Below are 13,893 nucleotides of genomic sequence, written 5' to 3'. Positions count from 1 at the left end.
CCTCCCCGCGTCGCAAGCTCCCCTCATGGAGCTGGAGTTGCGGCATCTCAAGACGGTCCGGGCCATCGCCGACGCCGGCAGCCTCACCAGGGCGGCGACGGCTCTCGGTCTCGCGCAGCCCGCGCTGAGCGCACAGCTCAAGCGGATCGAACGAGCCCTGGGCGGCGCGCTGTTCGTCCGCGGCCGGCACGGTGTGCGGGCCACCGCACTGGGCGAACTGGTGCTGGAGCGGAGCCGGATCGTGCTCCCGGCGGTGACCGAGCTGCAGCAGGAGGCGGCCCGGTTCGCCCGCGCGCCGCGCACGGCGGAGCGGCTGCGGATCGGCGGCACCCACGGCCCCTTACTGGGCGCCCTGCTCGACCGGCTGGCCGGTGTGGCGCCGGACGCCCGGATGACGACCTGCACCTCCTGGTCCGAGCGGGAGCTGGCCGGGCAGCTCGCCGAGGGGCGGCTGGACTTCGCGCTGGCCGGGACCTGCGGCACCGCGTCGCCGCCCTCCGGTGAGGGACTGGTGTGGCGGGAGGTCGCCGTCGACCCGGTGTTCGTCATGATGACCGACGGCCACCCGCTGGCCCACCGCGCGGAGGTGGACCTGACCGCGCTGGCCGACGAGGAGTGGGCCTGCGTACCCGGCGACGGCTGCTTCGGCGACTGCTTCACCGCGTCGTGCGCCCGGTCCGGTTTCACCCCGCGCCGCATGTACGAGACGGACACCGCGTCCCTCGTGCACCTGGTGCAGGTGGGGCGGGCGGTCGGGCTGTGCCGGGCGACCTTCCCGACCACGCCCGGAATCGTGACCCGGCCCCTGGCCGACACCCCGCTGACCTGGCGGCACCTGCTCGGCTGGCACGCGGCGACGCAGCGGCAGGACACCGCCGCCGCGGTCCTCTCGCAGGCGCGCATGGCGCACGCGAGCGTGGCGGCGAGCAGCGACAGCTACACGGAGTGGATGTCGGCCCACCGGGTTCCGTAACACCGGGTTCCGTAAGGCCGGGTTCCGTAAGGCCGGGTTCCGTAACACCGGGTTCCGTAAGACCGGGTTCCGTAAGACCGGGTTCCATAACGCCGGGGAGAGGGACGGCTGACCTCTTATGCCGGCCGGTCGCCCCTCCCTACGGTTTCGGCACCTCCCCACCGAGACCGAGGAGATCCCCCATGTCCCATCGACACCGACACCACAGAGCCGTGGGTGCCGCCGTCGCCGCGACCGCGGCCCTGCTCGTGGCCGGGCTCAGCGGCTCCGCGAGCGCCGGAACGGCACCCGCCGACCCCGCCCCCACCGCGGCCGAGACGCTGCGCACCGACGCCGCGCCCCCCGCTCTCCTCAAGGCCATGCAACGGGACCTCGGCCTCGACCGCCGGCAGGCGGAGCGCCGCCTCGTCAACGAGGCCGAGGCGGGCGCCACGGCGGGCCGGCTGCGGGCCGCGCTCGGCGGCGACTTCGCGGGCGCGTGGGTGCGCGGTGCCGAGTCCGGCACCCTGGCCGTGGCGACGACCGACGCGGGCGACGTCGCCGCGATCGAGGCGCGGGGCGCCGAGGCGAAGGTCGTGCGCCACTCGCTCGCCGACCTGGACGCGGCCAAGGCCCGCCTGGACAAGGCGGCGGCCGGTGTGAACACCGCCGACGCGCCCGTCTGGTACGTCGACACGCGCACCAACACCGTCGTCGTCGAGGCGATCCGTCCCGCCGCGGCCCGCAAGCTGCTCTCGGCGGCCGGTGTCGACGACTCCCTCGCCCGCGTGAAGAACCGCACCGAGCGGCCCCGCACCTTCTACGACCTCCGCGGCGGCGAGGCGTACTACATCAACAACAGCAGCCGCTGCTCGATCGGCTTCCCGATCACCAAGGGCACCCAGCAGGGCTTCGCCACCGCGGGCCACTGCGGCCGGGCCGGCGCCAGTACGACGGGCGCCAACCGGGTGGCCCAGGGCACCTTCCAGGGCTCGATCTTCCCGGGCCGCGACATGGCGTGGGTGGCCACCAACTCCCAGTGGACGGCGACCCCGTACGTGCTCGGCGCCGGTGGGCAGAACGTCCAGGTCACCGGTTCCACGGCGTCCCCGGTCGGCGCGTCCGTGTGCCGGTCCGGCTCGACGACGGGCTGGCACTGCGGCACCGTCACGCAGCTGAACACCAGCGTCACCTACCAGGAAGGCACCATCTCCCCGGTCACCAAGACCACGGTGTGCGCGGAGCCCGGTGACTCCGGCGGCTCCTACATCTCCGGCAGCCAGGCGCAGGGCGTCACCTCGGGCGGTTCGGGCGACTGCCGCACCGGCGGCGAGACCTTCTTCCAGCCGATCAACGCGCTGCTCCAGAACTACGGGCTCACGCTCAAGACCACCGGCGGCGACGACGGCGGCGAGGAGCCCGGGGAGCCCGGCGGCACCTGGGCGGCCGGCACCGTCTACCAGCCGGGCGACACCGTGACCTACGGCGGCGCCACCTTCCGCTGCCTGCAGGGCCACCAGGCCTACGCGGGCTGGGAGCCGCCGAACGTCCCGGCGCTGTGGCAGCGAGTGTGACACCCCACTGACCCCCACAGGGGACAACGGGGGACGGGTCCGGGCGTGCGTGAGGGAGAGCGCCCGGGCCCGGTCACGTCCGGGTCAGGTACGGGTGACCTGGCCGCAGCCTTCCGAACCGGAGCCGGAGAGGGGTCGGCTCCGGTCGTAGGGGTCGGTCAGCGGGCCGGTGGGCCGCGCGCCGCCGGGACCGTCGTCGTCGGGGAAGCCGGGGTGCAGGTAGCCGTCGTAGACGTCGCAGTCGGTGTTGCCGTACTCGGAGAAGTACTTCTCCACCAGGAGCTTGCCCTCGGTCACGTTCCACTTCGCCGGGTCGTTCAGGGTCAGGGTGAGCTCGCGGCGGATGATCGTGCGGGCGACCGGCCCGTCGGTGTCGTCGGCCCGGACCAGCGGGTAGACGAAGGTGTAGTCCGCGTCGACCTTCACCACGCCCGGTTCGCCCGCGGCGAGCGTCATGCGGCCACGGACCTTGACGACGTCACCGGCCAGGCGGGTCTCGGCCGGGTCGAAGCGGGTGAAGAGCCGGAGCGGGTCGTGGTCGGCGTCCGGGTCGCTCAGTGAGCGGCGCAGCTTGGGCAGCAGCTCCGGCTGCTTCGGGTCGAGCACGTCCAGCGCCTCGTCCGGCCGTTCCCCGCGCAGTACGGCGGGGTCCAGGTTGGCGGCGACCAGGAGTTCCTTGGTGCGGCGCAGCGCGAACGCCACGTCCTCCTTGCTCATGCCGGACAGCGCCTTCGCCGCCGGCACCTCGATGGCGTCGGCGCCCTCGGCCCACCGCTCGGCGGGTGAGCCGCGGAACGGGTGCTCGCGCGTGGCACGCTCGGCCCCGGCCGCCTCCCCGGGGGCGCCGGTCGGCCGCGCCGACTCGGCCGCCAGTGTCGGGGACGCCGGGGCGTCGTCGCCCCCGCCGGGCAGCCGGTCCAGGACCAGGGAGGGCCGTACGGCGACGACGGCGAGCGCCGCCAGCACCACCACACCGACCACCGCGCCCACCAGGCGCCGACGGCCGCGGCCGTCGCCCCTCGGGCTGCCCTGCGGGGCTCGCCAGGGCGTCGGCTCCTTCTCCTCGCGCAACCGCCGGGCCACCATCCGCGCCCGCGCCGAGGGCTCCTTGGGCGCGGGGCGGCCACCGCCCTCGGCGGCCTCCCGCAGGAACGCCTCCAACTGCTCGTCGGAGATCGAGGGGGCCGGTTCGTCGTCGGAACGGTCGGGAGGCGGGACGGAACTCACGGGCTCACTTTCCTGGTAGCGGTACCAAGTGGGTACGGGCGGCCGGGGCTACCGCCGGGGCGGGGCTTGCGGCGATCAATCGTGCCGCCATGTGGAGATGAAGTGCCGCCCCGTGCAGGATTCGTGACAAAATCTGTACACCTTCGTTCGCCCCGCGACGCCCGGACCGCGTCAGCCCCGCAGATACGTCAGTACCGCCAGCACCCTGCGGTGCGTCTCGGTCGCCGGGGGCAGGTCGAGCTTGGCGAGGATGCTGCCGATGTGCTTGCCCACGGCCGCCTCGGAGACGACGAGTTGCCGGGCGATCGCCGCGTTGGACCTGCCCTCCGCGATCAGGGCGAGCACCTCCCGCTCGCGCGGGCTGAGCCGCTCCAGCGGATCCCGGCGGCGGCGCAGCAACTGGCGCACCACCTCCGGGTCGACGACCGTGCCGCCCGCCGCGACCTCGGCCAGCGCGTCGACGAACTCCTCGACCTGGCCGACGCGGTCCTTGAGCAGATAGCCGACGCCGGTGCCGTCGCCGGAGTCCAGCAGCTCGGCCGCGTAGGCCCGTTGCACGTACTGGCTGAGGACCAGGACGGGCAGGGTGGGCCGCTCCTCGCGCAGGCGGACGGCCGCGTGCAGGCCCTCGTCCTGGAAGCCGGGCGGCATACGGACGTCGGTGACGACGATGTCCGGGGCGTGCTCCGTGACCGCGGCGACGAGTGCCTCCGCGTCGCCGATAGCCGCCACGACCTGGTGGCCGAAGCGGGCCAGCAGGCCGGTCAGGCCGTCCCGCAGCAGCACGCTGTCCTCGGCGAGCACTACCCGAAGCGTTCGGTCCACTCGCAAGGAATCTCCACGCTCAGCAGGGTCGGTCCACCCGGCGGGCTGGACAGGGAGAGTCTGCCATCGAGGACCGACACCCGGTCGGCGAGTCCGGTCAGCCCGCTGCCCGCCGCGACGTCGGCCCCGCCCCGGCCGTCGTCGCGGACGCAGAGGAGGAGCCGTCCGTCGCGGTGGCCGCCGGTCACCTCCGCGCGGTCGGCGCCGCTGTGCCTGCCGACGTTGGCGAGGGCCTCGCAGACCACGAAGTAGGCGGCGGCCTCCACCGCCCGGGGCAGCCGTCCGGGCAGTTCCAGGGCGACGTCGACGGGGACGGCGGAGCGGTCGGCGGCGTCGGCGACCGCCGCGGGCAGTCCGTAGTCGGCGAGGACCTTGGGGTGGATGCCGTGGATCAGCTCGCGCAGTTCCTCCAGCGCCCTGCCCGCCTCGCCGTGCGCCTTGGCCAGCTGGTCGGCCAGCGGTCCCGGCGGCGCGTCCAGGCGGGCCAGGCCGAGGGCCATCGTCAGGGCGACCAGGCGCTGCTGGGCGCCGTCGTGCAGGTCGCGTTCGATGCGGCGCCGCTCGGCCTCGAAGGCGTCCACCAACCGGGCCCGTGAGCGGGTGAGTTCGACGACCCTGGCCTCCGGATCGCCCTCGCCCGGGACGCCCACCAGCACCCGGGCCAGCTCGGCCCGCACGCCCGCCGCCAGGCCCAGCGCGTAGCCGCCCAGGGCGAGGAGGAGCAGCCCGAGCGCGGCGACGCCGGACGCGGCCGGCCAGGTGGTGACCGTCCACTGCTTGAGGACCTTCGCCTCCTCGCCGCCGCCCGCTGTGGCCATCACCAACGGGGTGGCGGCCAGGTGCAGCGGTGCCGCCAGGGCGAGGGCCACGGCCAGGGCGTCCAGCGGCCACAGGAGAAGGGCGAACAGCAGCGCGTGGCCCAGCTCCCGCCAGGTCGCCCGCTCCCGCAGCCGGGTGAGCAGCCAGGGCCACGGCCCGGTGGCGGGCGGCTGCCGTACCGGCCGGGCGGGGGCGGGGGCGGGGTCGATCAGGCGCAGCCGGTGCCGCTCCAGGCGGGCCAGGGGGATGCCGGCGAGGACGGTGAGCACCAGCAGCGGCAGTCCCACCAGCACGACGGTGAGGACACCGCCGACGACGAGGGCGGCCGCGAGCCCCACCAGGGTCGCGGCGCCGGCCGCCGCCCCGGTCACCAGGTAGGCGGTCGCCCGCCACGGCCAGGCGGAGAGCAGGTAGCGGCGGGCGGACAGGGCCTGCCACAGGTCGCGAGAGCGCATGCGGCTCACCGTAGGACCGCGACGGGCGGCGCGGCCATCGGCCCAGGCGGAGCAACGGAGGTAGGGCAGGCCATACCCCCGCTCTAGCCCCTGCCGCACTGCGCCGGTGCCGCCCCGCACGGTTTCGTTGGCGCACCGGGCATCCCATCGAACAGCTCGGACATCGGGAAGTGGAGACTGATGACCAGCGACGACGCGATCCGACTGCGTTCCGTCAGCAGACGGTACGGCGCGGGCGACGGCACCGTGACCGCCCTCGACGACGTGTCCCTCTCCCTGCCCCGCGGCAGCTTCACCGCCGTCATGGGCCCCTCGGGCTCGGGCAAGTCGACACTGCTCCAGTGCGCCGCCGGACTGGACCGGCCCACGTCGGGATCGGTCGTCGTCGGCGGCACGGAGCTGACGGGGCTGAGCGAGCGGCGGCTGACCCTGCTGCGCCGGGAACGCGTCGGCTTCGTCTTCCAGGCGTTCAACCTGCTGCCGTCCCTGACCGCCGCGCAGAACGTGGCGCTCCCCCTGCGGCTGGCCGGACGCCGCCCGCCGCGGGACCGGGTGCGCGAGGCGCTGCGCCAGGTCGGTCTGGCCGACCGCGCCAGGCACCGGCCGACCGAGCTGTCCGGCGGCCAGCAGCAGCGCGTCGCCCTGGCCCGCGCGCTGATCACCCGCCCGGAGGTGCTGTTCGCCGACGAGCCGACGGGGGCGCTGGACTCGCGCGCCGGCCGCGAGGTGCTTACCCTGCTGCGCGCCATGGCCGACGGCGAGGGCCGGACGGTCGTCATGGTCACCCACGACCCGGTCGCCGCCTCGTACGCCGACCGCGTGCTGTTCCTCGTCGACGGCCATGTGCACGGCGAACTGTCCGCCCCGGCCGCCGACACCGTCGCCGCCCACCTGACCCGCCTGGAGACGGCCCCGTGCTGACCACCGCCCTGCACACCCTGCGCACCCGTTGGGCCGCCTTCACCGGCAGCTTCGTCGCGCTGGCGCTCGGTGTCGCCCTGCTGTCCGTGTCGGGGCTGGCGCTGGCCTCCACGCTGGACGCGCCCGACCGGAAACCGGAGCGGTTCGCCGCCGCGCCGGTCGTGGTCCGGGGGCAGGACACCCTGCGGGTGCCGACGGCCTCCGGGGAGCGTACGGAGGAGCTGGCGCGGCCGCGTGCCGTGCCCCACGCCGTCGTGGCCCGGCTGAAGCGGCTCGGCACCGTCGTCGAGGACCGGTCCTTCCCGGTGCGGGTACGGGGCGGCGGGCACGGCCCCGGTGAGCTGGTGGGCCACCCCTGGTCCACCGCGGCGTTCGCCCCGTACCGGATCGACGCCGGTCGCGCGCCGCGCGCCGCCGACGAGGTCGTCGTCACCGGCGGCTGGGCCGCCCCGGGCGAGCGGGTGCGCACGGACCGGGGCACCCTGCGGGTGGTGGGCACGGTGCCCGGCCGCGGGTTCGAGGACGCCGTCTTCTTCACCGACGCGCGGGCCGCCCGGCTCGCCCCGGTCGGCGTGCAGGCGGCGGTCGACGCGGAGGTGTCCGCCGTACGGAAGGCGGTACGGGACGCCGTACGGGACTCGGTGCCGGGCAGTGCGGGCGTCCGGGTGCTCGCCGGGGACGACCGGCGGTACGCGGACGCGGACCCCGAGCGGGACCGCGAGGCGCTGACCGGTCTGAACGCCCTGTTCGGCACGGCCGGCGGCGTCACCGCGTTCGTGTCGGTGTTCGTCGTGGCGTCCACGTTCGCCTTCGCAGTGGACCGGCGGCGCCGGGAGTTCGGGCTGCTGCGCACGGCCGGGGCGACGCCGGGACAGCTGCGCCGGACGGTGCTGGCCGAGGCCCTCGGGGTCGGCGTGCTCGCCTCCGCGGCCGGCTGCGTGCTCGGCGCGTACGCCGCGCCGCATCTGGCGGCCCGGGTGGTGGAGGAGGGTCTGGCACCCACCTGGTTCGCCATCGGGGACCACACCTGGCCGTACCACTTGGCCTTCTGGACGGGGCTCGTCGTCGCCCTGTGCGGCGCGACGGCGGCGGCGTGGCGGGCGGGGCGCACCGGTCCCGTCGAGGCCCTGCGCGAGGCCTCCGTCGACACCGGGACGATGACCCGGGGCCGGTGGGTGTGCGGGGCGGGGCTGCTGCTGACCGCGCTGGTCACGCTCGTACTCGCCCTGGCCGGCGACCCCGGGGACCTGCTGCACCGCAAGACGTACGTGAGCCGCCCGATGCCGCTGATCGCCGCGGCCGCGCTGCTCGCGCCGGTCGTGGTGCGGCCGTCGGTGCGCCTGCTCACCTGGCTGCCGGCCCGCCTGCCGGGCGCCACGGGTCTGCTGGCCCGGGAGAACACGGTGGCCGGTGTCCGCCGTACCGCCGCCGTCGCGGCGCCGGTGCTGGTCACGGTCGCGCTCGCGGGCTCCCTGCTCGGCGCCGTCGCGACCCTGAACGGGGCGAAGGCCGCCGAGGTCCGGGAGCGGACCGCCGCCGCCTTCGTGGTCACCGCCCCGTCCGGTGCGGGCTTCGACGCGGCGACCGTGGACCGCCTGCGCGCGGTGTCCGGGGCGGAGATCTCCCCGACCTCGTCGAGCGCGGTGTACGTCCTGGAGGACGGTGTGGCCCTCATCAGGTCCGACGCGCGTGCCGTCGCCGCCCCCGAGCCCCTCACCGCCACGACCCGCCTCCCGCTCGCCGCGGGGAAGGCGTCCGACCTCGACGACCACTCGATCATCGTGAACGAGGAGTGGGAGGAGCACACGGTCGGCCGGCGGGTGCGGGTCTGGCTCGGGGACGGCACGTACAAGACCCTGCGCATCGCCGCCGTGATGCACACCGGCACCGGCGACAACGGCGTCTACGTCACCGCTGCCAATGCCGCCGGCGCCCCCGTCGACCGGGTGGACGTCGCCCTCGCCGACGGCGCCGACGCCGACGCGGTGGCCGCCGGGCTGCGCGGGGCGGTCGCGTCGGTGGGCGGACGGGTGTCGAGCGGCGACGAGTGGGCCGAAGCGGCCTCCGCCGAGTCCGGCGGCACCACACGGACGGGCCTCTTCCTGGTCCTGGGCATCGCCCTGCTCTACACGGGGATCTCCGTGGTCAACACGACGCTGACGGCCACGTCCGACCGGGTCCGCGACCTGGCGGTCCTGCGGATCACGGGCGCCACCGGCGGGCAGGTGCTGCGGCTGCTCGCCGCCGAGTCCCTGACGGTCACCGCGGTGGGCACCCTGCTGGGCCTGCTGGTCACCGGTCTCAACCTCGCCGGCATGGGGGCGGCCCTGCACCTGCTCGCGGTACCCGCCACACCGGTCGTCCCATGGACGGCCGTCGCCATGACCGCGATCACCTGCGCGGCCCTCACCGTGACGGCGTCGCTCGCCTCCGCCGCCGTGCTGGTACGCCGCCGCCCGGTCGTCGCCCGTGAGTGACGCCGTCACGGCCGCCCGCACGACGAAAGGGCCCGTACGACCGAAGTCGTACGGGCCCTTTCAGGCATCAGCCCATGTCAGGTCGGGTCGACCGACAAGCAAGCGGAGCTTACTTGTTGATCTTGGTGACCTGGCCGGCGCCCACGGTCCGGCCACCCTCGCGGATGGCGAACTTCAGGCCCTCTTCCATGGCGACGGGCTGGATGAGCTCCACCTTCATCTCGGTGTTGTCACCCGGCATGACCATCTCGGTGCCCTCGGGGAGGGTCACGACGCCGGTCACGTCCGTCGTACGGAAGTAGAACTGCGGACGGTAGTTGTTGAAGAAGGGGGTGTGACGGCCACCCTCGTCCTTCGACAGGATGTAGGCCTGGGCCTCGAACTCGGTGTGCGGGGTGACCGAGCCCGGCTTGATGATGACCTGGCCGCGCTCGACGTCCTCGCGCTTGATGCCGCGAAGCAGCAGACCGACGTTCTCACCGGCCTGGCCCTCGTCGAGGAGCTTCCGGAACATCTCGATGCCGGTGACCGTGGTGGTGGTCTTCTCCTGCTTGATGCCGATGATGTCGACGGTCTCGTTGACCTTGAGGACACCACGCTCGATGCGGCCGGTGACGACCGTACCGCGACCGGTGATGGTGAAGACGTCCTCGATCGGCATCAGGAACGGCTTGTCGACGTCGCGCTCGGGCTCCGGGATGGACTCGTCCACGGCCTTCATGAGCTCGAGGACCGAGTTGCCCCACTCCTTGTCGCCCTCGAGGGCCTTCAGAGCGGAGACCTTGACGACCGGCAGCTCGTCGCCCGGGAACTCGTACTCGGAGAGGAGCTCACGCACCTCGAGCTCGACGAGCTCCAGGATCTCCTCGTCGTCCACCATGTCGGCCTTGTTCAGGGCGACGACGATGTACGGAACGCCGACCTGGCGGGCCAGGAGCACGTGCTCCTTGGTCTGCGGCATCGGGCCGTCGGTGGCGGCGACCACGAGGATGGCGCCGTCCATCTGCGCGGCACCCGTGATCATGTTCTTGATGTAGTCGGCGTGACCGGGGCAGTCGACGTGGGCGTAGTGACGCGCCTCGGTCTGGTACTCGACGTGCGCGATCGAGATGGTGATACCGCGCTGGCGCTCTTCGGGAGCCTTGTCGATCTGGTCGAACGCCGACGCCTCGTTGATGTCCGGGTACGCGTCGTGCAGCACCTTGGTAATGGCGGCCGTGAGGGTCGTCTTACCGTGGTCGATGTGACCGATGGTGCCGATGTTGACGTGCGGCTTAGTCCGCTCGAACTTCGCCTTCGCCACTGGGGTCCTCCTGTGGAGTGGTTCTGTACGCCTTACTCATCGGCGCCAGGTGATCTTTGCTGGAAAGCCCGGGTGCCGGGGGCATTCCGCCGGGTTCGCGGCGGAATGCCCCATGCAGGCTCCGGGGTCAAGCCTAAAGCGTGAGAACGGGGTCCGTTAAACGGAGTAGCCCGTTACTCGCCCTTGGCCTTCGCGATGATCTCCTCGGCGACGTTCCGGGGAACCTCGGCGTAGGAGTCGAACTGCATCGAGTAGCTTGCGCGACCCGACGTCTTGCTGCGGAGGTCCCCGACGTAGCCGAACATCTCCGACAGCGGCACGAGGCCCTTCACGACGCGGGCACCCATCCGCTCCTCCATGGCCTGGATCTGGCCACGGCGGGAGTTGATGTCACCGATGACGTCGCCCATGTAGTCCTCGGGCGTGGTGACCTCGACGGCCATCATCGGCTCGAGGAGCACGGGCGAAGCCTTGCGCGCGGCCTCCTTGAAGGCCTGCGAACCGGCGATCTTGAAGGCGAGCTCGGAGGAGTCGACCTCGTGGTAGCCACCGTCGATGAGCGTGACGCGGACGCCCGTCATCTCGTAGCCGGCCAGGATGCCGAACTGCATGGCCTCCTGCGCACCGGCGTCGACCGAAGGGATGTACTCCTTCGGGATGCGGCCACCGGTCACCTTGTTCACGAACTCGTACGAGGCGTCGCCGCTCTCGATCGGCTCGATCGCGATCTGCACCTTGGCGAACTGACCGGTACCACCGGTCTGCTTCTTGTGGGTGTAGTCCACGCGCTCGACGGTCTTGCGGATCGTCTCACGGTAGGCGACCTGGGGCTTGCCGACGTTGGCCTCGACCTTGAACTCACGGCGCATGCGGTCGACCAGCACCTCGAGGTGCAGCTCGCCCATACCACCGATGATGGTCTGGCCGGTCTCCTCGTTGGTGTGGACCTGGAAGGAGGGGTCCTCCTCGGCCAGGCGCTGGATCGCGACGCCGAGCTTCTCCTGGTCGCCCTTCGACTTGGGCTCGATGGCGACCTGGATGACCGGCGCCGGGAAGTCCATGGACTCCAGGATGACCGGGTTCTTGTCGTCGGACAGCGTCTCACCGGTGGTGGTCTGCTTCAGGCCCATGACGGCGACGATGTCACCGGCGCCCACCGACTCGATCTCCTCACGCTTGTTGGCGTGCATGCGGTAGATCTTGCCGATGCGCTCCTTGCGGCCCTTGACGGAGTTCAGCACCGCGGTGCCGGACACCAGGCGGCCGGAGTACACCCGGACGAAGGTGAGCTTGCCGAGGTGCGGGTCGCTCATGATCTTGAAGGCGAGCGCGGCGAGCGGCTCGTCCTCCGACGGCTTGCGCTTGACGACGACCTCGGGGTCCTTGACGTCGTGGCCCTCGATGGCCTCGACGTCGAGCGGGGTCGGCAGGTAGCGCACGACCGCGTCGAGCAGGGGCTGGACGCCCTTGTTCTTGAACGCGGTGCCGCAGAACACCGGGGTGACCGTGGTGTCCTCGGACTTGCCGGAGGCGATGGTGATGCGACGGATCGCCGCGTACAGCTGCTCCTCGGTGGGCTCCTGGCCCTCCAGGAACAGCTCCATGACCTCTTCGTCGTTCTCCGCGACGGCCTCGACCAGCTTGCCGCGCCACTCCTCGGCGGCCTCGGTGTGCGTGGCCGGGATGTCGACGACGTCGTACATCTCGCCCTTGGCCGCGTCGGCGGACCACACGAGCGCCTTCATGCGGACCAGGTCCACGACGCCCTGGAAGTCGGCCTCGGCACCGATCGGGAGCTGCATGACCAGCGGCTGGGCGCCCAGGCGGTCCGAGATCATGTCCACGCAGCGGTGGAACTCGGCGCCGGTGCGGTCCAGCTTGTTGACGAAGCAGATGCGGGGCACGCCGTAACGGTCGGCCTGACGCCACACCGTCTCGGACTGCGGCTCGACACCGGCGACACCGTCGAACACGGTCACGGCACCGTCGAGCACACGCAGGGAACGCTCCACCTCGACGGTGAAGTCGACGTGCCCCGGGGTGTCGATGATGTTGATCGTGTAGTCGTTGTCCTCGAGCGGCCAGTGACAGGTGGTCGCAGCAGACGTGATCGTGATGCCACGCTCCTGCTCCTGCTCCATCCAGTCCATCGTGGCGGCGCCGTCGTGGACCTCACCGATCTTGTACGAGACGCCGGTGTAGAACAGGATCCGCTCGGTGGTGGTCGTCTTGCCCGCGTCGATGTGGGCCATGATCCCGATGTTGCGGACCTTGGCCAGGTCAAGTGAAGTGGTAGCCATAAGGCTTCAGTCTTCTCTCGGTCTCGATGTGGGTAGCGACTACCAGCGGTAGTGCGCGAAGGCCTTGTTGGACTCGGCCATCTTGTGCGTGTCCTCGCGCTTCTTCACAGCGGCACCGAGGCCGTTGGAGGCGTCGAGGAGCTCGTTGAGCAGACGCTCGGTCATGGTCTTCTCGCGACGGGCGCGGGAGTAGCCGACGAGCCAGCGCAGCGCGAGGGTGTTGGCGCGACCGGGCTTGACCTCGATCGGCACCTGGTACGTCGCACCACCGACACGGCGGGACTTGACCTCGAGGGTCGGCTTGATGTTCTCGAGAGCGCGCTTGAGCGTGATGACCGGGTCGTTGCCGGTCTTCTCGCGCAGACCCTCCATGGCGCCGTAGACGATGCGCTCGGCGGTGGAGCGCTTGCCGTTCAGCAGCACCTTGTTGATCAGGGAGGTCACCAGAGGAGAACCGTAGACCGGGTCGATGATGACCGGGCGCTTCGGGGCGGGGCCCTTACGAGGCATTCTTACTTCTCCTTCTTGGCGCCGTAGCGGCTGCGGGCCTGCTTGCGGTTCTTCACACCCTGGGTGTCAAGCGAACCGCGGATGATCTTGTAGCGAACACCCGGCAGGTCCTTCACACGGCCGCCGCGCACGAGCACGATGGAGTGCTCCTGCAGGTTGTGCCCCTCACCCGGAATGTAAGCGGTGACCTCGATCCCACTGGTCAGACGCACACGCGCGACCTTACGCAGGGCCGAGTTCGGCTTCTTCGGGGTGGTCGTGAACACACGCGTGCAGACGCCACGGCGCTGGGGCGAACCCTCGAGTGCGGGCGTCTTGTTCTTCTCGACCTTGTCCTGCCGGCCCTTCCGGACCAGCTGCTGGATCGTAGGCACTACTTCTCCGGTTTCTGTGTGCCGAATGGTGGAGCTAACCTGGAACGTCACCGACCCACGCGGTCGGGTGTGTCGAAGCCGCGAACTCCGTCCGCGAGGCGGAAGGAGACGCGAAATGCGGTGGCCACACACGGCCCCGATGCGGCTGTAGACACG

The 13,893-nt window shown here is 72.1% G+C and carries 11 protein-coding genes; 4 read left to right on the top strand and 7 right to left on the bottom strand.

The features are described 5' to 3' along the window. The first annotated feature begins 25 nt into the window (after positions 1-25). Both C4J65_RS20475 and C4J65_RS20465 read left to right on the top strand, forming a co-directional pair. Positions 26-973 carry a LysR family transcriptional regulator gene (locus C4J65_RS20475; protein WP_115743699.1) on the top strand — a complete coding sequence of 316 codons (948 nt, stop codon included), beginning with the start codon at positions 26-28 and terminating at the stop codon, positions 971-973. 182 nt (positions 974-1,155) lie between these two features. After that, positions 1,156-2,526: an alpha-lytic protease prodomain-containing protein gene (locus tag C4J65_RS20465; RefSeq protein ID WP_115743698.1), complete on the top strand. Its 1,371-nt coding sequence runs from the start codon at positions 1,156-1,158 to the stop codon at positions 2,524-2,526. 84 nt (positions 2,527-2,610) lie between these two features. Here C4J65_RS20465 and C4J65_RS20460 read toward each other — a convergent pair whose 3' ends face one another. From C4J65_RS20460 to C4J65_RS20450, 3 genes are all read right to left on the bottom strand, one after another. Next, positions 2,611-3,753, bottom strand: a complete 1,143-nt coding sequence (locus tag C4J65_RS20460; protein WP_115743697.1) for a hypothetical protein — start codon at positions 3,751-3,753, stop codon at positions 2,611-2,613. 171 nt (positions 3,754-3,924) lie between these two features. Then, a complete protein-coding gene (locus C4J65_RS20455) occupies positions 3,925-4,557 on the bottom strand; it encodes a response regulator transcription factor (protein ID WP_115743696.1) in 633 nt (210 codons plus the stop codon). Further along, entirely contained in the window at positions 4,557-5,852 is a 1,296-nt protein-coding gene (locus C4J65_RS20450) for a sensor domain-containing protein (RefSeq protein ID WP_115743695.1), read from the bottom strand. The genes C4J65_RS20455 and C4J65_RS20450 overlap by 1 nt, the downstream gene beginning before the upstream one ends. Positions 5,853-6,032: 180 nt before the next feature. Here C4J65_RS20450 and C4J65_RS20445 point away from each other — a divergent pair, with 180 nt between their 5' ends. Together C4J65_RS20445 and C4J65_RS20435 are read left to right on the top strand one after the other, a co-directional pair. Then, complete coding sequence (locus C4J65_RS20445; RefSeq protein WP_115743694.1) at positions 6,033-6,773, top strand: ABC transporter ATP-binding protein; 741 nt, start codon at positions 6,033-6,035, stop codon at positions 6,771-6,773. After that, positions 6,767-9,250, top strand: coding sequence for an FtsX-like permease family protein (locus C4J65_RS20435; protein ID WP_162833257.1), 2,484 nt, complete (start codon positions 6,767-6,769; stop codon positions 9,248-9,250). The genes C4J65_RS20445 and C4J65_RS20435 overlap by 7 nt, the downstream gene beginning before the upstream one ends. Before the next feature lie 109 nt (positions 9,251-9,359). On the opposite strand, the gene tuf is transcribed toward C4J65_RS20435, so the two are convergent. The 4 genes from tuf to rpsL form a co-directional block, all read right to left on the bottom strand. Further along, positions 9,360-10,553: an elongation factor Tu gene (gene tuf, locus C4J65_RS20430; protein WP_115743693.1), complete on the bottom strand. Its 1,194-nt coding sequence runs from the start codon at positions 10,551-10,553 to the stop codon at positions 9,360-9,362. A gap of 173 nt (positions 10,554-10,726) precedes the next feature. Next, positions 10,727-12,853: an elongation factor G gene (gene fusA, locus C4J65_RS20425; RefSeq protein WP_115743692.1), complete on the bottom strand. Its 2,127-nt coding sequence runs from the start codon at positions 12,851-12,853 to the stop codon at positions 10,727-10,729. A 39-nt stretch (positions 12,854-12,892) separates the two neighbouring features. Then, positions 12,893-13,363 (bottom strand): 30S ribosomal protein S7, encoded by a 471-nt coding sequence (rpsG, locus tag C4J65_RS20420; protein WP_003974303.1) that lies wholly within the window; start codon positions 13,361-13,363, stop codon positions 12,893-12,895. Between the two features lie 2 nt (positions 13,364-13,365). Further along, on the bottom strand, positions 13,366-13,737 hold the full coding sequence (gene rpsL / locus C4J65_RS20415; RefSeq protein WP_003948652.1) for a 30S ribosomal protein S12: 372 nt from the start codon (positions 13,735-13,737) through the stop codon (positions 13,366-13,368). Positions 13,738-13,893 lie beyond the last annotated feature (156 nt).

Origin of the sequence: Streptomyces sp. CB09001, from assembly GCF_003369795.1 — a bacterium.
Classification (GTDB): domain Bacteria; phylum Actinomycetota; class Actinomycetes; order Streptomycetales; family Streptomycetaceae; genus Streptomyces.
This window is presented reverse-complemented; position numbering and strand designations above follow the sequence as displayed.